Consider the following 22900-nt stretch of genomic DNA (forward strand, 5'->3'; position numbering starts at 1 on the left):
CTACATGGCGGGGCTGACGCTAGTGAAGCAATGTAGGCGGTGCCGGCGGTAGCAACTCTTCTAGCGAGGGGTCCTCGGGGAAGAGCACGTGCGGGTGAGGGGTCCATCCGAGCACCGTCGTTGGCACCGAGCCATCGCGCGGCGGCTCTGGTTGCACAACGTCCTCGTGGAGGAATACCTTGCGCACGACGAGTTCCGCGGCGTTGCCTTTCTCGTAGGTACAGAAGCGTTCGCGAAACGATGCCCGCTTCTCTTCGTACTCGGGAGACTCATACGAAGCTGTGAGCACTGCATCGAGCAGCCCATTGGCGTTGAACGTGACCTGACCGGGGGCGTCAACCGTGATGTCGAAGTATGCCCCGCGTTCGAAGCGGTAGCGGTCCCAGTCAAAGCAGAACAGCAGGATGGGTCGATCAATGAGGGCGTAATCGAACATGGCCGACGAATAGTCGGTGATGAGCGCGTCAGAGGCGACGTACAGGTCCTCTACTTCCCAGCCCTGTGAAACATCGATCACGGAATCGGGGATCGCTTTACGCCCACGCTTGTCGTGGTAGTAGTGATCGCGAACCAGGAGACGGACTCCTTCAGGCAGCAAGGAAGCGAAGGCGGACAGGTCGAAATCTGCCTCCTTAGGGCCGCGTCGCGTTCGCCATGTCGGCATGTAGAGCAGAGCCCTCTCGCCGTCGGCGAGTCCAAGGCGCTCTCGAGCCGCTTCGCGGTCTTCGTCGGTCGCGTGAATGAGGCGATCGTTGCGTGGCGATCCGACGGGGAGTTGCGCGCAGTCGTTGTTGTACGCGCGCCGCCACACCTCGGTGAGATACGGGCTTGTTGACAGGCTGTAAGTCCAACGCTGACAGCGCTTGTGCATCGTGACGATGGTGTCGTTGGAGGGACGCTTGCCGGAGAAGTGGCGATCCGCACCCATGTACTTCAACGCCGTGCCGTGGTGAGTCTCGACATAGACCTGACCCTCGCGCGGAGGCACGCTCCAGTGCGGGTTGGCATCATCGACGAAGTACTTCGCGGTCGAAATGAGCCGCAGGTAGTCCACAGTGCGCGGCGTGACGTAGTCGAAGCCTTCGGGTACCAAGTGGACATCCTGCTTGCGGACAATCCACACGGCCTTGAGGTGTGGCGCGAGTTCCTGCTGTTTGCGGTAGATCGCGAGCGGGTTGCCGCGTGGCGCACGGTGCCACACGCACGTATAGACAATGACGTCTTCTTGCAGGGGTTGCTTAAGGAAGCGCGGTCCGAGAGTACGGTCCTGCACTGCGCGCACCAGGCGTGCCATGCGCGCACGGTTACGCCGGTATGCCCGAGAAATCCTGTTCACGGTGTACCAGTCTAGGGGCGCGAGCGGTGTTTCCCATCGCGTAACCTGGGCGTATGACCCGTGTACTCACGTTTGGAACGTTCGACGTCTTCCACATCGGCCACGTCAATATGCTTGTGCGCGCCGCAGATCTTGGCGATCACCTCACGGTCGGTGTGTCGTCAGACAACCTGAACTTCTCGAAGAAGCAGCGCTACCCGGTCTACCGCGAAGAGCACCGTGTATCGATCATCAAGTCGTTGGCGTGCGTCGATGAGGTCTTTGTTGAAGAGTCGCTAGAGCTCAAGGGCGAGTACATTCAGCGCTTCGGCGCGGACATTCTCGTGATGGGTGATGACTGGGCCGGCAAGTTCGATCACTACCGTGAGCTTTGTGAAGTGGTTTACCTTCCGCGGACCGCAGATGTGTCGACGACGGACATCATTCAGGACATCAAGGAGCGGCAGGACTGACACGCGGGCACAGCATTGTGCCCAGTGGGAGTTTCGAGGTAGGATATCCGTTGGCCGTGTGTGCGTACGTGCGCGCGGTGCAGTAACAACACACTTATCCACTTACCACCGTCCATCGGAGCTACTCCTTAATGTCCGTATCCACCCCCGAGTCCACCCCTATCGCCGTCAACGACATCGGCTCCGCTGAGGATTTCCTCGCAGCCGTCGACGCGACTATCAAGAACTTTGACGACGGCGACCTCGTCGAAGGAACCATCGTCAAGGTTGATCGTGACGAAGTTCTTCTCGACATCGGTTACAAGACCGAAGGCGTGATCCCTTCACGCGAACTGTCGATCCGTCACGATGCAAATCCTGACGAGGTTGTCGAAGTTGGCGACACCATCGAGGCCCTCGTTCTCCAGAAGGAGGACAAGGAAGGCCGCCTCATCCTGTCCAAGAAGCGCGCTCAGTACGAGCGGGCATGGGGCTCGATCGAGAAGATCAAGGAAGAAGACGGTGTTGTCACCGGTTCCGTGATCGAGGTCGTCAAGGGTGGTCTGATCGTGGACATCGGCCTGCGTGGCTTCCTGCCCGCATCGCTGGTGGAGATGCGCCGTGTGCGCGACCTCGCTCCCTACATCGGTCAGCAGATCGAAGCGAAGATCATCGAGCTCGACAAGAACCGCAACAACGTGGTCCTGTCGCGCCGTGCCTTCCTCGAGCAGACGCAGTCTGAGGTTCGTTCGACCTTCCTCACCGCTCTGCAGCCCGGCCAGGTCCGCAAGGGCACCGTGTCGTCGATCGTTAACTTCGGTGCGTTCGTTGACCTCGGTGGCGTTGACGGCCTCGTGCACGTGTCCGAGCTGTCCTGGAAGCACATCGACCACCCCAACGAGGTTGTGTCGGTCGGCCAGGAGGTCGAGGTCGAGGTTCTCGACATCGACATGGACCGCGAGCGTGTTTCGCTGTCGCTCAAGGCAACGCAGGAAGACCCCTGGGCTGTGTACGCACGTACCCACGCCATCGGACAGATTGTGCCCGGCAAGGTCACCAAGCTCGTTCCGTTCGGCGCATTCGTGCGTGTGTACGACGGCATCGAAGGCCTCGTTCACATCTCCGAGCTGGCTGTTCGCCACGTCGAGCTGCCCGAGCAGGTCGTCCAGGCTGATGAAGAGGTCTTCGTCAAGATCATCGACATCGACCTCGAGCGTCGCCGTATCTCGCTGTCCATCAAGCAGGCCAACGAGGGTGTCGACCCCGCTGGTGAGGACTTCGACCCCGCGCTGTACGGCATGACCGCGGAGTACGACGAGCAGGGCAACTACAAGTACCCCGAGGGCTTCGACCCCGAGACCCAGGAATGGCGCGATGGCTTCGACGAGCAGCGCGAGGCCTGGGAGGCGGACTACGCCAAGGCTCACGAGCGCTGGGAAGCTCACAAGAGCTTCGTTGCGAAGCAGGAGGAGCAGGCCGCAGAGGCTGAGACCACCGAGGCCGCAGCACCCCGTCGTCGTACCAAGGCTGAGGGCGGCGCAGCGTCGTACTCTTCGCAGGACGAGTCGTCGGACAGCGGAACGCTCGCTTCGGACGAGCGCCTCGCTGCACTGCGCGAGAAGCTGACTGGCAACTAAACGCCACACGCTTGACAAACGGCCCCGACACCGCATGGTGTCGGGGCCGTTTGCGTTTGTTGTGACCGGCAAGTTGCTTTAGTGGGATTCGTACTGCCAGACTCACGTCATGCTCCGCATTGGACTTACTGGGGGGATCGCGGCCGGCAAGTCCACCGCATCGGCCCGCTTCAAGGAACGTGGCGCGCTTGTCGTCGACCACGATGACCTTGCTCGGCGCGCCGTCGCGCCGGGTTCGGCCGCGCTTGTCGACATCGTCAGCGCATTTGGTGACCGGATGGTGGTTGACGGCGCGTTGGATCGCGCGGCACTTGCTGCAGTGGTCTTTCGCGACGACCACGCGCGGCAAAAGTTGAACGACATCGTCCATCCTTACGTATTCGCAATGGGCCAGGCCGCCGACAAACGTGCGCGGGCAGACGGGGTCGCTGTGGTCGTTCATGACATTCCGTTGTTGGTGGAGAGCGGGCAAGACGCCGACTTCGACATGGTGGTGACGATCGCAGCTGATCCGGATGTACGGCTGAGCCGACTCGTCGAGGGGCGCGGCCTGTCACTTGAAGAAGCCCGCGGGCGCATCTCTGCGCAAGCTTCAAACGCGGACCGTGCCGCGATCGCCGATGTCGTGCTCGATGGCAACGCGAGTCCTGAGAGTCTGCGCTCTCAGGTCGATGAGTTCTGGAAGCATCACATCCCGCAACACTGACGTTGCGTGTCACAGGTGACGCGTACCGTAGTGGCATGACCTTCGACATCCGCCGTTCTGAAGCACCGTTTCGTGTCGAATCGGAGTTTCAGCCTTCAGGCGATCAGCCGAAAGCGATCGATGAACTCGCCCGCAGGATTGAAGCGGGGGAGGACGACGTCGTGCTCTTGGGCGCGACCGGCACCGGTAAGTCCGCGACGACAGCCTGGTTGATCGAGCGGTTGCAGCGCCCCACGCTTGTGATGGCGCACAACAAGACCCTCGCCGCCCAGTTGGCGACAGAGTTTCGAGAGCTGCTCCCGCATAATGCGGTCGAGTACTTCGTCAGCTACTACGACTACTACCAGCCTGAGGCGTACGTGCCACAGACGGACACCTTCATCGAGAAGGACTCGTCGATCAACGAGGAGGTCGAGCGGCTCCGCTACTCGGCCACGAACTCCCTGCTCACACGGCGCGACGTCGTGGTGGTGTCGTCCGTCTCCTGTATCTACGGTCTTGGCACGCCGGAGGAGTACATCCAGGCGATGGTGACGCTCCAGGTCGGCGACGTCGTGGATCGCGACGCACTGCTTCGTGAGTTTGTCCAAATGCAGTACAGCCGCAACGACTTGGCGTTCACGCGCGGCACGTTCCGCGTCCGCGGCGACACTGTCGAGATCATCCCTGTCTATGAGGAGCTGGCGATCCGCATCGAGTTCTTCGGTGACGAGATTGATGCTTTGTACTCTCTCCACCCGCTCACGGGGCAGGTCGTTGAGCAGAAGAAGGACGTGCACGTGTTCCCGGCCTCGCACTACGTGGCGAGCACGGAGCGCATGGAGCGCGCGATCAGCACCATCGAAGACGAGTTGGCGGTCCGGCTTGAGGAATTGGAGCGTCAGAACAAGCTGCTCGAGGCGCAACGACTCAAGATGCGCACCACCTTTGACCTGGAGATGATGCGGTCGGTGGGCACATGTTCGGGCATCGAGAACTACTCGCGTCACATCGAACAGCGCGCAGAAGGCACGCCGCCACACACTTTGCTGGACTACTTTCCAGACGACTTCATGCTCGTGCTCGACGAATCGCACGTCACGGTGCCGCAGATCGGCGCGATGTTTGAAGGCGACCGTTCGCGCAAGCGCACACTCGTCGAACACGGCTTCCGCCTTCCCTCGGCTCTCGACAACCGCCCGCTGACGTGGGGCGAGTTCCTCAACCGCACGGGACAGACCGTGTACCTGTCGGCGACACCAGGCAAATACGAGCTTGATGCAGCCGATGGCGTGGTTGAGCAAATCATTCGGCCAACGGGCCTGGTGGATCCCAAGATCGTGGTGAAGCCTACTGAAGGGCAGATTGACGATCTCCTGGAACAGATCCGGCAGCGCGTCGATAAGGATGAGCGGACCCTGGTCACGACGCTCACAAAGAAGATGGCGGAGGACCTCACCGAGTTCTTGTCGGACAGGGGAGTGCTCGTGGAGTACCTCCACTCCGACGTCGACACGTTGCGTCGCGTGGAGTTGCTCCGAGAACTGCGGATGGGCCGCTTCGACGTACTCGTCGGTATCAACCTCCTGCGCGAAGGCCTTGACCTTCCCGAGGTCTCGCTGGTGAGCATCCTCGATGCGGACAAGGAGGGGTTCCTGCGCTCGGGGACGTCACTGATCCAGACCATCGGACGTGCCGCACGTAACGTCTCGGGTGAAGTGCATATGTACGCCGACACCGTCACTGACTCCATGGAATCGGCGATCGACGAGACCAACCGACGGCGCGAGCGTCAGGTGGCCTACAACACCGAACACGGCATCGACCCCACGCCGTTGCGCAAACGCATCGGCGACATCACCGAGATGCTGGCGAGAGAAGACGCGGACACTGCGCAGACCCTCGAACGAGCGTCCAAGAGCGCTACAAAGGCTACCTCGAAGTCGCCGATGTCGGAGCGTCCGTCTGATGAACTTGCGCAGTTGATTGAGGACCTCAGCGCACAGATGAAGCAAGCCGCCGCGGAGCTCCAGTTTGAACTCGCGGCTCGCTTGCGCGATGAGATCGGTGAGTTGAAGAAGGAACTCCGGCAGATGCTCGGTGCCACAGGTGACAGCACGTAGGATTGCCCGGTGACTGATGCATCCGTCTGGGCCGTGACCATCGCGCTGATCATTGCCCTGTTCATCTTTGACTTCGCGGTCGTGATCCGCCGGCCCCACGAGCCCACATTCAAGGAGTCAGTGGGGTGGTCGCTGTTCTACATCGGCGTCGCCGTGGTGTTCGGATTCTTCCTGCATTGGTGGCACGCGGACTTTCCGACCGCTGAGTACTTCGCCGGCTACATCACCGAGAAATCTCTCTCGGTAGATAACCTCTTTGTCTTCCTCGTCATCATGACGAGGTTCGCCGTGCCGCCTAAGTACAGATCGCGCGTTCTGCTCGTCGGCATCGCTGTCGCGCTCGTCTTGCGAGGCATCTTCATTGCGGCCGGAGCCGCTGCCCTCGACGCTTTCTCGGCGCTGTTCTACGTGTTTGGCGCTTTCCTGATCTACACGGCCTGGGGGTTGGCCAAGGAGGAACCGGAAGACGCGGCCACCGCGGAGTATGAAGAGGGCCGCATGGTGCGCATGGTGCGCAAGATGTACCCGGTGACCGACGGGTACCGCGAGGGCAAGATCTTCGTCAAGGAGAACGGCCGCAAGCTCGTCACCCCCATGTTGCTGGTGATGGTCGCGATCGGTTCCACGGATGTCCTGTTTGCGCTGGACTCGATCCCTGCGATCTTTGGACTGACTCAGGACCCGTTCATCGTCTTCACGGCCAATGCGTTCGCGCTATTGGGTCTACGTCAGCTGTACTTCCTTGTCCAGGGACTCCTTCAGCGCCTGGTGTACCTGCACTACGGGCTCGCTGCGATCCTGGCGTTTATCGGCGTCAAGCTTGTGTTGCACGCGCTTCACGAGAACAACATCCCGTTCATTAACGGTGGCGAGGGATTGCACGTTGTTGAGATCTCGACCGTGACGTCGCTCGCCGTTATCTGCGGAATCTTGGTCATCGCCACGGTGGCAAGCCTCTGGGCTACACGCAATGGTGAAGAGAGCGCACCGCCTGCCCTCGAGGACGAAGACGGCGATACCGTCGCGCCACGCTCTGGAGGCGCTAGCGACGGGGATTCCGCCGCAGGGGAGCCCAAGGACAACCGGAACTAGGCGCCTTAGGCCGCGTCGGCCCACACCGCGGGCCACTCCCGAATACGTCGGTTCGCGATAAGCCCCGCCTCTGCGTAAGGGTCCTCATCGAGCATCGCTTCAACGTCGCTACGTTGTGGGGCCTTCGCGATGAGCAACGCCCCAGCTGGTCCTTCATCCGTGTACCGGCCAAATGCGGGGAGTGATCCCTGCTCCGCGAGTTGAGACAAATAGGCCCGATGCTTGGGACGGAGTGCGTCGCGCTGCTCGGCCTGGTCGTCGTACGAGTATTCGATCATCCACGTGGTCATGTGCTCAGTCTGGCAGGTGCGCACAGGCAGAGGTGGTGCGAGTGTCAGGGGCTTGGGTGTGCCGACGAAACCCGCCGCTTGCGATTCGAACATGCGTTCGACTCGGCAATTGCGTAGCATTGCGGTGTGAATGACAGACTTCTGGTGCGTGGAGCACGCGAACACAACCTCAAAGGTGTCGACCTCGACCTCCCTCGGGATGCGCTGATTGTCTTCTCGGGGCTCAGCGGCTCGGGGAAGTCATCGCTGGCGTTCGACACGATCTTTGCCGAGGGCCAACGTCGCTACGTCGAGTCCCTGAGCGCCTACGCGCGGCAATTCCTCGGGCAGATGGACAAGCCCGACGTGGACTTTATTGAGGGCCTCTCGCCCGCAGTGTCGATTGACCAGAAGTCCACGAACCGCAATCCGCGGTCAACGGTCGGCACCATCACTGAGGTGTACGACTACCTGCGTCTCTTGTTCGCGCGGGTTGGCAAACCTCACTGCCCCGTCTGTGGCGAGAAGATCCAGGCGCAGACTCCGCAGCAGATCGTCGACTCGGCGTTGGAACTGCCCGAGGGGACGCGCTATCAGGTGCTTGCTCCCGTCGTGCGCGGTCGCAAGGGAGAGTACGCAGATCTGTTTGAGGAGCTGCAGCAGCAGGGCTTCGCCCGTGCTCGCGTTGATGGCGAGACAGTTCAACTCACGGAACCGCCCACTCTGGAGAAGAAGCTCAAGCACGACATCGAGGTTGTCGTGGACCGCCTCGTCGCGCGCGACGGTGTCCGGCAGCGCCTGACAGACTCGGTTGAGACGGCACTTAAGATTGCCGACGGGCTCGTGATCATCGAACCCGTCGACGGTGACGTGCCCTCGCGCCGCTACAGCGAGAAGCGCGCATGCCCTAACGACCACGTCCTCACGCTAGAAGAGGTCGAGCCGCGCACGTTTTCGTTCAACGCGCCGTACGGAGCGTGTCCCGAGTGCACAGGAATCGGCGTGCGGCTGGAAGTTGACGCCGGCCTGGTTGTGCCAGATCCCGAACTAAGTCTCAACAAGGGCGCCATCCACCCCTGGAGCAATACGTCGTCGGAGTACTACGGTCGCATGCTCAAGGCGTTGGCGAAGGACCTCGACTTCAGCATGGATGCCCCGTGGAACACGCTGGGGGAGGACGTTCAGCAGGCGCTCCTCGTCGGCAAGGACTACGAGGTACACGTGTCCTTCCGCAACCGGTTTGGGCGTGAGCGTCAGTACACCACCGGGTTTGAAGGGGTGCTGTCGTGGATCGAGCGCCTTCACGGCCAGACGGAGTCGGAATGGTCGCGCGAGAAGTACGAGGCCTACATGCGAGAGGTGCCCTGCCACAAGTGTGGCGGGACCAGGCTCAAGGATGAGGTCCTCGCGGTTACGATCGGCGAGAAGTCCATCGCGGAGGTGTGTGAACTCTCGATCGCACAGGCGCGCGACTTCCTGCTGACCGCGGAGCTCGATGAGCGCGGTCGCCAGATCGCCGTTCAGGTCTTGAAGGAGATTGACGCACGACTCGGCTTCCTCCTCGACGTCGGGCTCGATTACCTCACGTTGTCGCGTGCTGCCGGAACTCTGTCGGGTGGAGAGGCGCAGCGGATTCGTCTCGCGACCCAGATCGGATCTGGCCTCGTTGGAGTGCTGTACGTCCTGGACGAGCCGAGCATCGGCCTGCACCAGCGCGACAACCGGCGGCTGATCGACACGCTCACGCGCCTGCGCGACCTCGGCAACACGCTCATCGTGGTTGAACACGACGAAGACACGATCCGCGCGGCGGACTGGATCGTCGACATCGGTCCCGGTGCGGGCGAGCACGGGGGAGAGGTCGTCCACTCCGGATCGGTCGAGGATTTGCTGGCGAACGAAGCCTCCGTGACGGGCGCGTATGTTGCCGGTCGGCGCATGATCGACCTCCCCGACGACCGTCGCGTCCCCTCGAGTGATCGCCAGATCACCGTGGTGGGCGCCCGTGAGAACAACCTCCAAGACGTCGACGTGACGTTCCCATTGGGCGTGTTCACGGCGGTGACCGGTGTCTCGGGGTCCGGCAAGTCGACGCTCGTGAATTCAATCCTTTACACCGCGCTGGCGAACCAACTCAATCGCGCGCGCCAGGTCCCGGGCAGGCACACGCGCATCCTTGGTACGGATCAGCTGGACAAGATCGTCCACGTCGACCAAGGACCAATCGGCCGGACGCCGCGGTCCAATCCCGCGACGTACACGGGCGTATGGGACAAGGTGCGTAAGCTCTTTGCCGACACCAACGAGGCAAAGGTTCGTGGCTACGGTCCCGGTCGGTTCTCCTTCAACGTCAAGGGTGGGCGTTGCGAGTCGTGCTCGGGCGACGGCACCTTGCGCATTGAAATGAACTTCTTGCCCGACGTATACGTGCCCTGTGAAGTCTGCAAGGGTGCCCGGTACAACCGCGAGACGCTCGAGGTCTTGTTCAAGGGCAAGTCGGTCGCGGATGTCTTGGACATGCCGATCGTCGAGGCCGCAGACTTCTTCGAAGCGATTCCGTCGATCTCGCGCCACCTGCGCACCCTCGTCGACGTCGGCTTGGGGTACGTTCGCCTTGGACAGCCCGCACCTACGTTGTCCGGTGGTGAGGCGCAGCGCGTGAAGCTCGCCTCCGAGTTGCAGCGCCGGAGCACTGGACGGACCATTTACGTCCTCGACGAGCCCACGACAGGCCTGCACTTTGAAGACGTGAGTAAGCTCCTCGCCGTTCTGCAGGGCCTCGTCGACAAGGGAAACACCGTGATCGTGATCGAGCACAACCTCGACGTGATCAAGTCTGCCGACTGGGTCATCGACATGGGACCTGAGGGCGGCTCCGGTGGCGGCCTCGTCGTAGCCGAGGGGCGTCCTGAGGATGTGGCGGACGTCCCGGAGAGCCACACTGGCCGGTTCCTGAAGGAGTTGCTGTCCTCGCCCGCGACCGTGGCGTGAGGGTGTCGTGACTGACCCCGCCTCGTACCGCCCGGCGCCTGGAACCATTCCCACTCAACCTGGGGTTTATCGGTTCAAGGACCCTCACGGGCGCGTCGTGTACGTGGGCAAGGCCAAGAACCTTCGTGCCCGGCTGGCGAACTACTTCCAGGATCCAGCCATGCTCCATCCGCGTACCCGGATGATGGTGACCACTGCGGCTGAGGTGGAGTGGACCGTCGTCCGGTCCGAGGCGGAGTCCTTGATCCTCGAGCACACCTGGATCAAGCAGTACGACCCGCGCTTCAATGTTGTCTTTAAGGACGACAAGTCCTACCCGTACCTTGCCGTGACCCTCAACGAGAAGTATCCGCGCCTCGTCGTGATGCGGGGAGAGCGCCGCAAGGGCGTGAAGTACTTTGGCCCGTACGCCAAGGTGGGCGCAGTGCGCCAGACCGTCGACACGTTGCTGACGGCGATGCCCATGCGCTCGTGCGCACCTGGAGTGTTCCGCAAGGCCGAGCGCCAAGGGCGCCCATGCCTCCTGGGCTACATCGATAAGTGCGCGGCGCCGTGTGTGGGCAAGATCTCCGAGGAAGATCACCGTGATCTCGCGGAACGCGTCTGCGACGTCCTTGGTGGGGATGCCAAGACCATGATGCGGGACCTGACGCGATCGATGGAAGCCGCAGCGGAGCGTCAAGACTTCGAGGCCGCCGCGCGCGCACGCGACCGGATCCGCGCTCTCAATAGCGTGCTCGACCGCAACGCCATCGTGCTTGATGCCGGCACGGACGTCGACATCTTCAGCCTCGCCGATGAAGAGATGGAAGCCGCCGCCCACGTGTTCTACGTGCGTGACGGGCGCATCACTGGAGAGCGTGGCTGGGTGGTCGACAAGCCCGAGCCGCTCGATCCGTCTTCGATGGTCCTGCAGCTCGTGCAAGAGGCCTATGGCGGGGCCGATGCTGATGACATCCCTCCGGAGGTTGCCGTTCCCATCGTTCCCGCGGCTGCCGACGCTCTGCGAGACGTACTCGCATCAACCCGCGGCGGCCGCGTGAGCATCAAGGTTGCGCAGCGCGGAAAGAAGGCGGAGCTGGCCCAGACCGGCCACGCGAACGCAGAACAGGTCCTTGGTCACCACCGGCTCAAGCGCGCCTCTGACCTCACGACGCGGTCCGCGGCGCTCCAGGAACTCCAGGAGAGCCTGGGCTTGGCACAGGCGCCGTTGAGGATCGAGTGTTATGACATTTCGCACACCTCCGGCACCAACCAAGTGGGCTCGATGGTGGTCTTCGAAGACGCCATCGCCAGAAAGAAGGAGTACCGCCAGTTCGGTATAGCCGATGCTGTTGACGACACAGCGGCGATGGACCAGGTTTTGACCCGGCGTTTCACCCGCTACCTCGAGGAATCGCAGTTACCTCCCGAGGAGCGCGAGAACGCGAAATTTGCCTACCCGCCTCAGCTCGTTGTGGTCGACGGTGGACTTCCGCAGGTAAATGCGGCCAAGGCAGTGCTCGACAGGATGGGGGTGACAGGCGTTGAACTCGTGGGGCTGGCCAAGAGACTCGAGGAAGTGTGGATTCCCGGGGACGACTTTCCCGTGATCCTGCCACGTGGCTCCGAGGCGTTGTACCTACTACAACGGGTGCGCGATGAGGCTCACAGATTCGCGATTAAACACCATCGCCGCAAACGCACTAAGGCGATGACAGCATCGGACCTTGATACTTTGCCCGGGGTGGGGCCTGCGCGAGCCAAGGCGCTACTGCGTCACTTCGGATCCCTGGCGCGCGTGAAGGAAGCCTCCGTGGAACAGATCGCGCTGGTTCCGGGAATCGGCAAGGGCACTGCGCGCGTGGTGCACGATGCCGTGCGCGGTAGCAGTGGCATGCTGGAGTCATGACTGACGCTCATCCTGCGACCTATCCGTCAGGAATCCCGCGGGCCAGCGTGGCGACGGCAGCGGGCGCGGAAGTCCTGATCCTGACAGGAATGTCCGGCGCGGGACGGACGCGAGCGGCAGGAGTCTTGGGCGACCTAGGCTGGTACGTCGTCGACAACCTGCCTCCGCACATGCTCAGTGAGTTGGTGACGTCGCTCGTCGTCACAGGGAAGATCCAGCGGCTGGCCGCCGTGGTCGACGCGCGCGGCGGTCCCTTCTTCGGCGACCTCGAGCCCGTCGTGGCCGACCTTGAGGCTCATGGGTGCCCGGTAAATCTTGTGTTCCTGGAGGCCGATGACGCCTCGCTGGTGAGGCGCTTCGAGGAAGCACGTAGGCCTCATCCGCTACAGCAAGATGGCACGATCTTGGAAGGTATCCGGCGCGAGCGCGAGTTGGTGGCGCCCTTGCGGGATGACGCAGACCTCGTTCTCGACACTAGCCGGCTCAGCATTCACGACCTTCGCGACATCATCACCGAACGGATCGCTGAGGAGTCACCGGTCACGCACATCAACGTGATGTCCTTTGGCTTCAAGAACGGCGTGCCCGCGGACGCCGACTTTGTGGCGGACGTGCGGTTCCTACCGAATCCTCACTGGAATCCCGAACTACGGCCACTTACGGGACTCGACAAGCCCGTACGTGATCACGTCGTGGGATCCGTTGGAGCGTCCCAGTTCCTGGAAGGCTACGCGAGCGTCCTGGATAACGCCTTGTCCCTCTTTCGCTCGCACCACAGGCCTTCCGTGACGATTGCGGTCGGATGCACGGGAGGAAAACACCGGTCGGTTGCGATGGCGGAGGAGCTCGCGATTCGCTTGCGCGACGGCGGGCACGACGTGCGCGTCACGCACCGTGATCGGCCAGCAATATGAGTGTCTCCATCGTGGCGTTCGGGGGAGGGCACGGCCTCTACAACTCCTTGACGGCCTTGCGGGAACTCACTCACGAACTCACTGCCGTGGTCACGGTCGCCGATGACGGGGGATCGTCGGGCCGCCTCCGCGGTGAAATGGGCATTGTGCCGCCAGGGGACCTGCGCATGGCACTGAGCGCGTTGTGTGAGGACAGCGAGTGGGGGCGCACGTGGCGAGATGTGCTCCAGTGGCGGTACACCACGGACGGCCCCCTCGATGGGCACGCTGTCGGCAACCTCCTCATCGCAGCACTATGGGACAGGGACGCCGATGTCGTTGCGGGCCTTGATCTCGTGGCATCCCTCCTGAAGGCGCGTGGCCGTGTATTGCCGCTTGCTGATGAACCGCTCACGATTCACGCCGAGATTGAAGGTGCCAACGGTCGAGAAATCATCACCGGCCAGGCCGCCGTCGCCACAGCGGAAGGGCGTGTCGTTCGCTTATCCCTCGAGCCCGCACAGCCTCACGTACCCGGTGAGACCCTCGAGGCGATTGCTCAGGCCGATGTTGTGGTCCTGGGCCCCGGAAGCTGGCATACGAGCGTGCTCACCCACTTTGCTGTCGAGCCGGTAGCAGCGGCGCTGCACGACGCCGGTCCCCGATCAATTTTGGTTCTCAACGTGGGTGACGCCGACGATGAGATGAAGGGGCAGGGAAGGGTTGGCGAGGTGCGAGCACTGCGCGCGGCCGCGCCTGAGTTCACGCCCTCGGTCGTGGTGGTCGATTCCGCGGACGGAGACGACGGAGAACTCCGCCAGGAGCTTTCACGATGGGGCGTGCCCATGCGGGTGTTTCCCATTTGCGCGGCGGGAGGTGCACACGCCCACGATCCGGTCGCATTGCGCCGTGCAATGGCCCTACTGATCGCTGAACGTGAGCTAAGCGTCCGCGACGGGGGCCCGTCAATGGCAGGATAAGTGCCATGGCTCTGACGGCACAGGTGAAGGACGAACTCGCGCGGGTTCCAGTCGAAAAGACTTCCGCGCGCAAGGCTGAAGTGGCGACCATGTTGAGGTTCGCTGGCGGGCTTCACATTGTCAGCGGCAGGATCGTGATCGAAGCGGAACTGGACACAGCGGCGGCTGCCCGTCGCCTTCGCGCGTTCATTCACGAGGTCTACGGCCTCTCCAGCGAGGTCATCGTCGTCTCGAGTGGGGGCCTGCGTAAGGGCAACCGCTACGTGGTGCGCGTCGTCAAGGAAGGCGAGAACCTCGCACGCCAGACTGGTCTGCTCGACCACCGTGGACGTCCGGTCCGGGGCCTGCCGCCGCAGGTCGTCGGCGGCGCCCTTGGCGACACGGTCGCAGCTTGGCGCGGTGCCTTCCTCGCGCACGGATCTCTCACTGAACCGGGACGCTCGTCTGCCCTCGAGGTCACGTCTCCTGGGCCGGAAGCGGCCCTCGCCCTCGTCGGCGCAGCGCGACGTCTAGACATCGTCGCGAAGTCGCGCGAAGTGCGCGGCGTGGACCGCGTGGTCATCCGCGATGGAGAAGCAATCTCGCAACTCTTGGCGCGACTGGGAGCACACGATGCCGTGCTCCAGTGGGAAGAAAAGCGCACCCGTCGCGAGGTGCGTGGCACGGCCAATCGCCTCGCGAACTTTGACGACGCAAACCTGCGCCGCTCCGCACAGGCGGCCGTCGCTGCGAGTGCACGCGTCCAACGTGCGTTCGACATCCTGGGCGATGAGGTTCCCGAGCACCTCAGAGAAGCCGGCGGTCTCCGTCTCGAGCACCGTGACGCGTCGCTCGAGGAGCTCGGCAAGATGGCTACCCCGCAGCTGACGAAGGACGCCATCGCGGGACGCATCCGTCGCCTGCTCGCGACTGCCGACAAACGTGCCTCGGAACTAGGCATCCCTGACACCGAGGCGGGCATCAGCCAAGAGATCCTGGACATGGACTAACGTCCACCAGGACTTTCGTCGCGTGGGCAACGCGCTCATCGGTGTAGGGTGAATATCAGTGCCCCAGGGAAACCAAGCGGGCCACACAGTGCACGTAGAGGTGCGCAAAGAATCCACACACAATCGCGCCGGCGTTGGTCGGCGCAAGCCGAGGAGAAATACTGTGACCATCAAGGTCGGAATTAACGGCTTCGGCCGCATCGGACGTAACTACTTCCGCGCGATCCTCGCCTCCGGCGCGGACGTCGAGGTGGTCGGCATCAACGACCTCACCGACAACGCGACCCTCGCACACCTCCTCAAGTACGACTCCATCCTGGGTCGTATCGACGCAGAGGTGTCGCACACCGAAGACTCCATCACCGTCGGCGGCACCACTTTCGCCGCCTCGGCTGAGCGTGACCCCGCGAACCTCAAGTGGGCAGACCTCGGTGCTGACATCGTGATCGAGTCGACCGGCTTCTTCGTTGACGCAACCAAGGCAAAGGCTCACATCGACGCCGGCGCCAAGAAGGTCATCATCTCCGCTCCCGCGAAGAATGAAGACGCAACCTTCGTCATGGGTGTGAACCACGAGGACTACGACCCCGCGAACCACCACATCATCTCGAACGCTTCGTGCACCACGAACTGCCTCGCGCCGCTGGCCAAGGCACTGAACGAGGGCATCGGCATCGAGAAGGGTCTGATGACCACGATCCACGCCTACACCGCAGACCAGAACCTGCAGGACGCTCCTCACAAGGACCTGCGTCGTGCACGCGCCGCTGCGCTGAACATCGTTCCCACCTCGACCGGTGCTGCCAAGGCTGTCGCCCTGGTTCTGCCCGAGCTCAAGGGCAAGCTGGACGGCTACGCACTCCGTGTGCCCACCCCCACCGGCTCGGCCACTGACCTCACCTTCACCGCATCGCGCGAGACCTCCGTCGAGGAGATCAACGCGATCGTGAAGGCTGCTGCAGACGGCACCTTCCTGGAGTACACCGAGGACCCCATCGTCTCGAAGGACATCGAGACGCACCCCTCGTCCTCGATCTTCGACGCCGGCCTCACCAAGGTCATCGGCGACCAGGTCAAGGTTGTCTCCTGGTACGACAACGAGTGGGGCTACTCGAACCGCCTCGTCGACCTCACGGTCTTCGTTGGCGACAAGCTCTAAGACTCCCTAAGAGTCATCGTGGCAACGCCCGCGCACGCGCTGCGTGTGCGGGCGTTGCTATGTCACCTACGTGTGTTTGAGGAGTAATCATGAAGACTATTGACAGCCTCGGGGACCTCACCGGTAAGAAGGTGCTGGTCCGTTCCGACCTGAATGTGCCCCTGGATGGCACGACCATTACCGATGACGGCCGCGTGCGCGCATCCGTTCCGACGATCAAGAAGCTGCTCGACGCTGGCGCAGCCGTGATCGTCACCGCCCACCTGGGACGTCCCGGTGGCGAAGCAAAGCCTGAGTTTTCGCTCGCACCAGCAGCTGCGCGCCTTGCTGAGCTGCTCGGCCAGCCTGTGACGCTCGCCGGTGACCTCGTGGGAGATTCCGCCCGCGCCACGGTCGACGCTCTCGAGGCCGGCCAGGTGGCCATGCTCGAGAACGTGCGTTACGACAAGCGCGAGACCTCGAAGGTCGACGAAGAGCGCGCGGAACTCGCGCAGCAGCTCGCGTCCTTCGCCGACGCGTTCGTGTCCGACGGCTTCGGTGTCGTCCACCGCAAGCAGGCTTCGGTCTATGACGTGGCCCAGATTCTGCCGGCTGCCGCGGGCACGCTGGTCCAGAACGAGGTCGAGTCCCTCTCGCGTACGACGACCAACCCAGAGCGCCCCTACGCAGTCGTGCTCGGTGGCTCCAAGGTGTCCGACAAGCTCGGTGTCATTGGCAACCTGCTCACGAAGGCCGACCGCCTCCTCATCGGTGGCGGCATGGTGTTCACGTTCCTGAAGGCCCAGGGCTACGACGTCGGTTCGTCGTTGCTCGAAGAGGACCAGCTCGACACCGTCAGGGAGTACCTCGAGACCGCGAAGGCCAATGGCGTCGAGATTGTGCTGCCCACCGACATCGAGGTCGCGGACAAGTTCGCAGCCGATGCCGAGCACAAGACCGTTCCTGCCAACGCGATCGAGGACGGCTGGATGGGCCTCGACATCGGTCCCGACTCCGGCGCACTCTTCGCATCGAAGATTGCCGATGCCAAGACCATCGTGTGGAACGGCCCCATGGGCGTCTTCGAGTTTGAAGCGTTCGAGGGCGGCACCCGCGCTGTCGCGCAGGCCATGATCGACTCCGACGGGTTCTCCGTGGTTGGTGGCGGCGACTCCGCAGCCGCTGTGCGCCGTCTCGGTTACGACGAGGCTGGCTTCAGCCACATTTCAACGGGTGGCGGCGCGTCACTCGAACTGCTTGAAGGCAAGGTCCTGCCGGGCCTGGCCGTACTGGAGGACTGAACAATGGCACGTACCCCACTCATCGCGGGTAACTGGAAGATGAACCTCGATCACCTCGAGGCGACCCACACCGCACAGAAGCTGGCCTGGCTGCTCCAGGACGCCAAGCACGATTTCGAGGACGTCGAGGTCGCCGTGCTGGTGCCGTTCACCGACATCCGCTCCGTGCAGACCCTGATTGATGCAGATCAGTTGCAGCTCAAGTACGGCGCTCAGGACATCTCCGAGTACGCATCGGGTGCCTACACCGGTGAAGTCTCGGGAGCCATGCTGAGCAAGCTGGGCTGTGACTTTGTCGCCGTCGGCCACTCGGAGCGTCGCCAGTACCACGGCGAAACCGACGAGGTCGTGGCAACCAAGACCAAGGCCGCATTCGACAACGGCATCGTCCCCATCGTGTGTGTGGGCGAGGGCCTGGACATCCGCAAGGAAGGCAAGCAGGTCGAGTACACCCTCGCTCAGGTCGACGGTGCGCTCAAGGACCTGCCGGCCGAGCAGGCCAAGGATGTCGTCATCGCCTACGAGCCCGTCTGGGCAATCGGCACTGGTGAGGTCGCGACCCCCGCAGACGCACAGGAAGTGTGCGCAGCTATTCGCGGACGTCTTGCTGAACTGTATGACGCCGAGCTCGCCGACGGCGTGCGCGTCCTGTACGGCGGCTCCGTGAAGTCGTCGTCGATCGCACAGCTGATGGCCGAGTCCGACGTTGACGGCGGACTCGTGGGAGGCGCCAGCCTCGACCCCGAAGAGTTCTCCAAGATCGCTCGGTTCCGCTCCCACCAGGTGGGCGCCTAACCGACACTCGTCCAGGGCGGGCATCAGGAGCGCATAAGTCGCGTATCCTGGTGTCCGTCCTGAACGCGTTTGAGGAGAGCTGTGGATTTTCTGGAGACTGCGCTGTGGGTACTTCTCGTGCTCTCAAGCCTGATTATCATCGGCCTGGTGCTCATCCACCGGGGACGCGGAGGCGGCATCACTGACATGTTCGGTGGCGGGTTCGCCTCGGGTGTTCAGTCATCGGCCGTCGGAGAGCGCAATCTCACCCGGATCACGTGGATCGTCGCGATCATCTGGTTTATGACGATTGTGCTGCTCGGCCTGATCACGCGTTTCTCAATCTAGTTAACTGTCGGAGGGGATCATGGCAGGTGGTAACGCCATTCGAGGGTCACGCGTAGGCGCGGGACCCATGGGCGAGGCGGAGCGCGGAGATTCAGCGCCGCGTCAGGTTGTGCAGTACTTCTGCGCCCGCGGTCACGTCACGACGACGCAGTTTGCGCTCGGTGACGAGAATGACGCGCCCGAGGTGCCCGTGGAGTGGGACTGCCCCAAGTGCGGCCTTCCTGCGGGTCTCGACGCGCAGAACCCGCCGGAGCCGCTGCGCAATGAGCCGTACAAGACGCACCTTGCGTACGTGAAGGAGCGCCGCTCTGAAGAAGAGGGCGAAGAGCTGCTCAAGGAAGCGCTGACAGACCTGCGCGCACGCCGTGGAACGGTGACCGCAGCAGAGTAGATTCTCTACGTTGTTTCTGGCCCGTCAGTACCCACGGTACTTGCGGGCCAGAAGCATGTAGAGGGCCGATGCTGTGGTCATCACACGCTGGCCGAGCCGGGGGAGTGCGGCGGGGATGGAGCCTCGTATCTGAGAAGATAGAGGGGTCCACACCACCATGACTGGAGGCCTCGTGAAGATCGACATCGAATACTGTGTTCCGTGCGGATACCTGGACCGTGCCATTGACGCCCAGCGCACCTTGCTGGCGACCTTTGGCGGGCAACTCGACGCTGTGTCACTGACGACCGGCGACAAGGGCGTGTTCCGCGTGACCGCTGACGGAGAGCAGATCTACTCCAAGCCCGACGACTTCGACATCACGCAGCTGGTCGAGTCAGTCAAGGAACGCTTGTCCGCATAAACGACGAAAGGCCGCTACCCCCATCTCACAGGATGAGGGCAGCGGCCTTTGTCGTGTGTGAGCTAGATCTGCGTCGCAGCCGCGACGTCCAGCAGCCACAGCGTGCGGCTGGTGCCGTCGACTGCACCTCCGGGGACGCCTGTGCGCCTCACGCTGTCAGCGACGGCGTCAGACTTACCCGATCCCGCAGCGACAACCCAGACCTCACGGGCCCGATTGATGCTCGCAAGGCCCAAGCTCACGCGAGTCGGCGGGGGCTTGGGGGAGTCGTGAACGGCGTGCGTCTCGGCAGTAGGCCCGGTGAAGACCGGGTGGCCCGGAAAGAGCGACGCTACGTGTGCGTCCGGCCCGAGGCCGAGCAAGAGGACATCCCAGGCCGGCGTGCCCGCCGCAGCGATCTCCTCTTCATACGAAGCCGCCGCTTCTTCGGCCGAGGCGAAACTGTCGGAGTCTCCCATCCGGTGAATGTTGCCCTCCGGCAGCGGGACATGCGCCAGAAGCGCTTCCTGTGCCTGAAGTTCGTTGCGGTCGGAGTGGCCGGCCGCAACGAAGCGTTCGTCGCCCCACCACACGTGGACTGACGTCCAGTCGATCGATGTGACCAGGGGAGAGGCTGCGGCCGCCGCGAGGGTGGCGATGCCGACAGTGCCGCCGGTGAGGACGACGTCGGCCCGTCCCCGCACGGCGACAGCGTCACTGATCGCGAGGAGCAAACGCGCTGCCGTGGACTCAGCCACCGCATTGGAATCGGGGTAGACCCGCACTTGGCGCATTACGCCTCCTTCGCGAACTGTGCCAACGCGCCGCCGTAGACGGGGTCGTCGTCGAGTCGGCGCAGCTCTTCAGCCAGGCAGTCACCCAGCGAGCGGGGCGGCAGTGCCATGGTGTGGTCCGGCTGTCCGGGCTGGCTCAGAGTCGCATTCTCTTGGTCCGGGCGGGAGATTGAGATCTCCCCGGACTCGGTTTCGAGAACGATCGACTGCAGGCCGCGCACGTTGTCTTCGTATGACGCCTGGTAGTCACAGCCGAGCGCACGAGTGAGCCATGCCCCCAGCAACAGAATCGAGGGGCTTCCCGTGTCTCCGTGGAGACGAGCGCGCACGACCTTCTGATCCTCGACCTGCTCCAGTGCCGACGCAAGGAGCGCGCGCCAACGAGTGACGCGGGTCCACGCGAGATCCGTGTCTCCTGGCTGATAAGCCGAAGCCAAGCTACGCAAGGTCGCCGCAGCATCGGCCGCTGTCTTGGAATCCGTGATGCGTCGCGATGCCATCCGGCCGATGCCGGTACCAGCCGCGTTCTCGGGGACGTCGCCGGGCCACCAGGCCACGATCGGAACGTCCGGTAGCAGAAGCGGCATCACGAGTGTGTCGCCGTGCTCAACCTGGACGGCAGAGGGGCGTAGGACGATCACCTCGGAGGCGCCTGCGTCACCCCCGAGTCGAATCTCCGCGTGCAGGCAGTCATCGTCCCCATCGTGAGGTGAGATCACGATGATGCGGCACGGGTGCTCCCGGGACGCGACGTTGGCCGTGTCGATAACGTCTTCGACATCGGTACCCGTGGCGTCAATGACGAGGGTCATGACTCGACCAAGGGTGATGACGCCGAAGTCCTTACGTGCTTTGAGCATCCGCTTGCTGACCTCGGAGGTCGTGGTGCGGGGGAGGTCGATAATCATGGGCGCCTCCAGACACGTCCGTCTTTCGCCATCATTGCGTCCGCCGTTGCGGGTCCCCACGTGCCCGAGCGGTACTGCTCAGGTTGGCCCTCTTCCGCCCAGTGCGCGATGACAGGGTCGAGGAGCCTCCACGACAGCGCCACTTCTTCGTGCCGAGGGAACAGGGGCGGGTCACCAAGGAGCACGTCAAGAATGAGGCGCTCGTAGGCTTCGGGCGAGGACTCGGTGAAGGCGTTGCCGTACCCAAAGTCCATGGTGACGTCGCGAACTTCCATCTGCGATCCGGGCACCTTGGAGCCGAACCGCAGAGTGACACCCTCGTCCGGCTGGACGCGGATGACAAGGGCGTTCTCGCCGACGTCAGCGCCTTCGACCTCTTGGAAGTAAGGAGATGGCGCCTTCTTGAAGACTAGGGCGATCTCGGTAACGCGACGTCCAAGACGCTTGCCTGCGCGCAGGTAGAACGGCGCCCCGGCCCAGCGGCGGTTGGGAACGTCCAGGCGGATTGCCGCATACGTCTCGGTCGCGGAGTCGGAGGAGATCCCGTCCTCGTCGAGGTATCCGCCCACCTGCTCGCCGCCACGCCATCCCGCGGAGTACTGACCGCGAGCAGTGTTGGCACTGAGGTCCTCGGGGAGCTTCGCCGCCCGGAGAACCTTCTCCTTCTCTTCACGCAGGTCGTTCGCGTCGAAGGTTGCGGGCTCTTCCATGGCGGTGAGCGCGAACAACTGGAGGAGGTGGTTCTGAATCACGTCGCGGGCTTGACCGATACCGTCGTAGTAACCGGCGCGCGATCCGATGCCGATGTCCTCGGCCATCGTGATCTGCACGTGGTCAACGTATTGGCTGTTCCAGATCGGCTCGAAGAGCTGATTGGCAAATCGGAGTGCCAGCAGGTTCTGCACTGTCTCCTTGCCCAAGTAGTGGTCGATGCGGAACACCGAGTCGGGCGGGAAGACCTCGGACACGACAGCGTCGAGCTCGTTTGCCGTTTTGAGGTCGTGACCGAACGGCTTCTCGATGACGACACGGCGCCATGCATCGTTCTTGGAATCCGACAGGCCTGATTCGCGCAGTTGCGTCAGCACCTTGGGGAACGCCGATGGTGGGATCGACAGGTAGAAAGCGTGATTACCACCGGTGCCGCGCTTCTCGTCGAGTTCTTCGACTGTGGAGCGTAGGCGCTGGAAGGCCTCAGGGTCATCGAACGTGCCTTGGACAAAGCGGATGCCTTCGGACAGCTGCTTCCACGTCTCTTCGCGAAACGGGGTGCGCGCGTACTTCTTGACCGACTCGTACACGACCTCTTCGAAGTCCTGACGGTCCCACTCACGACGAGCAAAGCCGGTGAGGGCGAATGCTGGCGGCAGGAGCCCGCGGTTTGCGAGGTCGTACACGGCCGGCATCAGCTTCTTGCGAGCAAGATCTCCGGTGACGCCGAACATGACGAGCCCGCAGGATCCAGCAATGCGGGGCAAACGTCGATCTCGGGGATCGCGCAACGGGTTAGCCATGGCTCGCACTCCTCCCCTTGTGGTGTGCGAAGG

Annotated in this window: 21 protein-coding genes; 16 read left to right on the top strand and 5 right to left on the bottom strand. The window is 63.0% G+C overall.

From position 1 onward, the window contains the following. Positions 1–19 precede the first annotated feature (19 nt). Complete coding sequence (locus tag AOP74_RS08940) at positions 20–1336, bottom strand: CDP-glycerol glycerophosphotransferase family protein (protein ID WP_152649257.1); 1317 nt, start codon at positions 1334–1336, stop codon at positions 20–22. A gap of 53 nt (positions 1337–1389) precedes the next feature. Between AOP74_RS08940 and AOP74_RS08945 the strand changes: the two genes are divergently transcribed. From AOP74_RS08945 to AOP74_RS08965, 5 genes are all read left to right on the top strand, one after another. After that, on the top strand, positions 1390–1788 hold the full coding sequence (locus tag AOP74_RS08945) for an FAD synthase family protein (protein WP_061962047.1): 399 nt from the start codon (positions 1390–1392) through the stop codon (positions 1786–1788). Between the two features lie 131 nt (positions 1789–1919). Continuing rightward, positions 1920–3404, top strand: coding sequence for a 30S ribosomal protein S1 (gene rpsA, locus AOP74_RS08950; RefSeq protein WP_061962048.1), 1485 nt, complete (start codon positions 1920–1922; stop codon positions 3402–3404). A 109-nt stretch (positions 3405–3513) separates the two neighbouring features. After that, positions 3514–4110 (top strand): dephospho-CoA kinase, encoded by a 597-nt coding sequence (gene coaE / locus AOP74_RS08955; protein WP_061962049.1) that lies wholly within the window; start codon positions 3514–3516, stop codon positions 4108–4110. A 35-nt stretch (positions 4111–4145) separates the two neighbouring features. Further along, on the top strand, positions 4146–6212 hold the full coding sequence (uvrB, locus tag AOP74_RS08960) for an excinuclease ABC subunit UvrB (RefSeq protein ID WP_061962582.1): 2067 nt from the start codon (positions 4146–4148) through the stop codon (positions 6210–6212). A gap of 9 nt (positions 6213–6221) precedes the next feature. Continuing rightward, positions 6222–7304 carry a TerC family protein gene (locus AOP74_RS08965; protein WP_082096221.1) on the top strand — a complete coding sequence of 361 codons (1083 nt, stop codon included), beginning with the start codon at positions 6222–6224 and terminating at the stop codon, positions 7302–7304. A gap of 5 nt (positions 7305–7309) precedes the next feature. On the opposite strand, the gene AOP74_RS08970 is transcribed toward AOP74_RS08965, so the two are convergent. Then, positions 7310–7594, bottom strand: a complete 285-nt coding sequence (locus tag AOP74_RS08970) for a YciI family protein (protein ID WP_061962583.1) — start codon at positions 7592–7594, stop codon at positions 7310–7312. Between the two features lie 126 nt (positions 7595–7720). Here AOP74_RS08970 and uvrA point away from each other — a divergent pair, with 126 nt between their 5' ends. The 11 genes from uvrA to AOP74_RS09025 all read left to right on the top strand — a co-directional run bounded on the left by uvrA (position 7721) and on the right by AOP74_RS09025 (position 19672). Further along, complete coding sequence (uvrA, locus tag AOP74_RS08975) at positions 7721–10564, top strand: excinuclease ABC subunit UvrA (RefSeq protein WP_061962050.1); 2844 nt, start codon at positions 7721–7723, stop codon at positions 10562–10564. 7 nt (positions 10565–10571) lie between these two features. Next, complete coding sequence (uvrC, locus tag AOP74_RS08980) at positions 10572–12455, top strand: excinuclease ABC subunit UvrC (RefSeq protein WP_061962051.1); 1884 nt, start codon at positions 10572–10574, stop codon at positions 12453–12455. Further along, complete coding sequence (gene rapZ, locus AOP74_RS08985; RefSeq protein ID WP_061962052.1) at positions 12452–13369, top strand: RNase adapter RapZ; 918 nt, start codon at positions 12452–12454, stop codon at positions 13367–13369. The genes uvrC and rapZ overlap by 4 nt, the downstream gene beginning before the upstream one ends. Further along, complete coding sequence (locus AOP74_RS08990; RefSeq protein ID WP_061962053.1) at positions 13366–14328, top strand: gluconeogenesis factor YvcK family protein; 963 nt, start codon at positions 13366–13368, stop codon at positions 14326–14328. The genes rapZ and AOP74_RS08990 overlap by 4 nt, the downstream gene beginning before the upstream one ends. A gap of 5 nt (positions 14329–14333) precedes the next feature. Further along, positions 14334–15317, top strand: coding sequence for a DNA-binding protein WhiA (gene whiA / locus AOP74_RS08995; protein ID WP_061962054.1), 984 nt, complete (start codon positions 14334–14336; stop codon positions 15315–15317). A gap of 163 nt (positions 15318–15480) precedes the next feature. Continuing rightward, positions 15481–16476 carry a type I glyceraldehyde-3-phosphate dehydrogenase gene (gene gap / locus AOP74_RS09000; protein ID WP_061962055.1) on the top strand — a complete coding sequence of 332 codons (996 nt, stop codon included), beginning with the start codon at positions 15481–15483 and terminating at the stop codon, positions 16474–16476. Positions 16477–16565: 89 nt separating this feature from the next. After that, positions 16566–17756, top strand: coding sequence for a phosphoglycerate kinase (locus AOP74_RS09005; protein WP_061962056.1), 1191 nt, complete (start codon positions 16566–16568; stop codon positions 17754–17756). A 3-nt stretch (positions 17757–17759) separates the two neighbouring features. Continuing rightward, positions 17760–18551: a triose-phosphate isomerase gene (gene tpiA / locus AOP74_RS09010; protein WP_061962057.1), complete on the top strand. Its 792-nt coding sequence runs from the start codon at positions 17760–17762 to the stop codon at positions 18549–18551. Positions 18552–18632: 81 nt separating this feature from the next. After that, entirely contained in the window at positions 18633–18878 is a 246-nt protein-coding gene (gene secG / locus AOP74_RS09015) for a preprotein translocase subunit SecG (protein ID WP_061962058.1), read from the top strand. A 19-nt stretch (positions 18879–18897) separates the two neighbouring features. Next, complete coding sequence (locus AOP74_RS09020; RefSeq protein ID WP_061962059.1) at positions 18898–19269, top strand: RNA polymerase-binding protein RbpA; 372 nt, start codon at positions 18898–18900, stop codon at positions 19267–19269. A 172-nt stretch (positions 19270–19441) separates the two neighbouring features. Then, positions 19442–19672 carry a SelT/SelW/SelH family protein gene (locus tag AOP74_RS09025; protein ID WP_201774325.1) on the top strand — a complete coding sequence of 77 codons (231 nt, stop codon included), beginning with the start codon at positions 19442–19444 and terminating at the stop codon, positions 19670–19672. Between the two features lie 62 nt (positions 19673–19734). Here the strand turns inward: AOP74_RS09025 and pgl are convergent, their stop codons facing one another. From pgl to zwf, 3 genes are read right to left on the bottom strand one after another with little or no spacing between them, the layout of a single operon-like run. Continuing rightward, the gene (pgl, locus tag AOP74_RS09030) at positions 19735–20445 is read right to left on the bottom strand and encodes a 6-phosphogluconolactonase (protein WP_061962061.1); all 711 of its coding nucleotides are present in this window, start codon (positions 20443–20445) and stop codon (positions 19735–19737) included. After that, the gene (locus AOP74_RS09035; RefSeq protein ID WP_061962062.1) at positions 20445–21353 is read right to left on the bottom strand and encodes a glucose-6-phosphate dehydrogenase assembly protein OpcA; all 909 of its coding nucleotides are present in this window, start codon (positions 21351–21353) and stop codon (positions 20445–20447) included. Before AOP74_RS09035 ends, pgl begins: the two co-directional genes overlap by 1 nt. Beyond that, entirely contained in the window at positions 21350–22867 is a 1518-nt protein-coding gene (gene zwf / locus AOP74_RS09040) for a glucose-6-phosphate dehydrogenase (protein WP_061962063.1), read from the bottom strand. Before zwf ends, AOP74_RS09035 begins: the two co-directional genes overlap by 4 nt. Positions 22868–22900: the final 33 nt, after the last annotated feature.

The organism is Demequina flava, assembly GCF_000975035.1.
GTDB lineage: Bacteria > Actinomycetota > Actinomycetes > Actinomycetales > Demequinaceae > Demequina > Demequina flava.

Coding starts and splice junctions, on each gene's coding strand:
- whiA (WP_061962054.1), top strand. CDS start 14,334: ATGGCTCTGACGGCACAGGTGAAGGACGAACTCGCGCGGGTTCCAGTC.
- rapZ (WP_061962052.1), top strand. CDS start 12,452: ATGACTGACGCTCATCCTGCGACCTATCCGTCAGGAATCCCGCGGGCC.
- AOP74_RS09020 (WP_061962059.1), top strand. CDS start 18,898: ATGGCAGGTGGTAACGCCATTCGAGGGTCACGCGTAGGCGCGGGACCC.
- rpsA (WP_061962048.1), top strand. CDS start 1,920: ATGTCCGTATCCACCCCCGAGTCCACCCCTATCGCCGTCAACGACATC.
- AOP74_RS09035 (WP_061962062.1), bottom strand. CDS start 21,353: ATGATTATCGACCTCCCCCGCACCACGACCTCCGAGGTCAGCAAGCGG.
- pgl (WP_061962061.1), bottom strand. CDS start 20,445: ATGCGCCAAGTGCGGGTCTACCCCGATTCCAATGCGGTGGCTGAGTCC.
- uvrB (WP_061962582.1), top strand. CDS start 4,146: ATGACCTTCGACATCCGCCGTTCTGAAGCACCGTTTCGTGTCGAATCG.
- AOP74_RS08970 (WP_061962583.1), bottom strand. CDS start 7,594: ATGACCACGTGGATGATCGAATACTCGTACGACGACCAGGCCGAGCAG.
- tpiA (WP_061962057.1), top strand. CDS start 17,760: ATGGCACGTACCCCACTCATCGCGGGTAACTGGAAGATGAACCTCGAT.
- AOP74_RS09005 (WP_061962056.1), top strand. CDS start 16,566: ATGAAGACTATTGACAGCCTCGGGGACCTCACCGGTAAGAAGGTGCTG.
- zwf (WP_061962063.1), bottom strand. CDS start 22,867: ATGGCTAACCCGTTGCGCGATCCCCGAGATCGACGTTTGCCCCGCATT.
- AOP74_RS08945 (WP_061962047.1), top strand. CDS start 1,390: ATGACCCGTGTACTCACGTTTGGAACGTTCGACGTCTTCCACATCGGC.
- coaE (WP_061962049.1), top strand. CDS start 3,514: ATGCTCCGCATTGGACTTACTGGGGGGATCGCGGCCGGCAAGTCCACC.
- AOP74_RS08990 (WP_061962053.1), top strand. CDS start 13,366: ATGAGTGTCTCCATCGTGGCGTTCGGGGGAGGGCACGGCCTCTACAAC.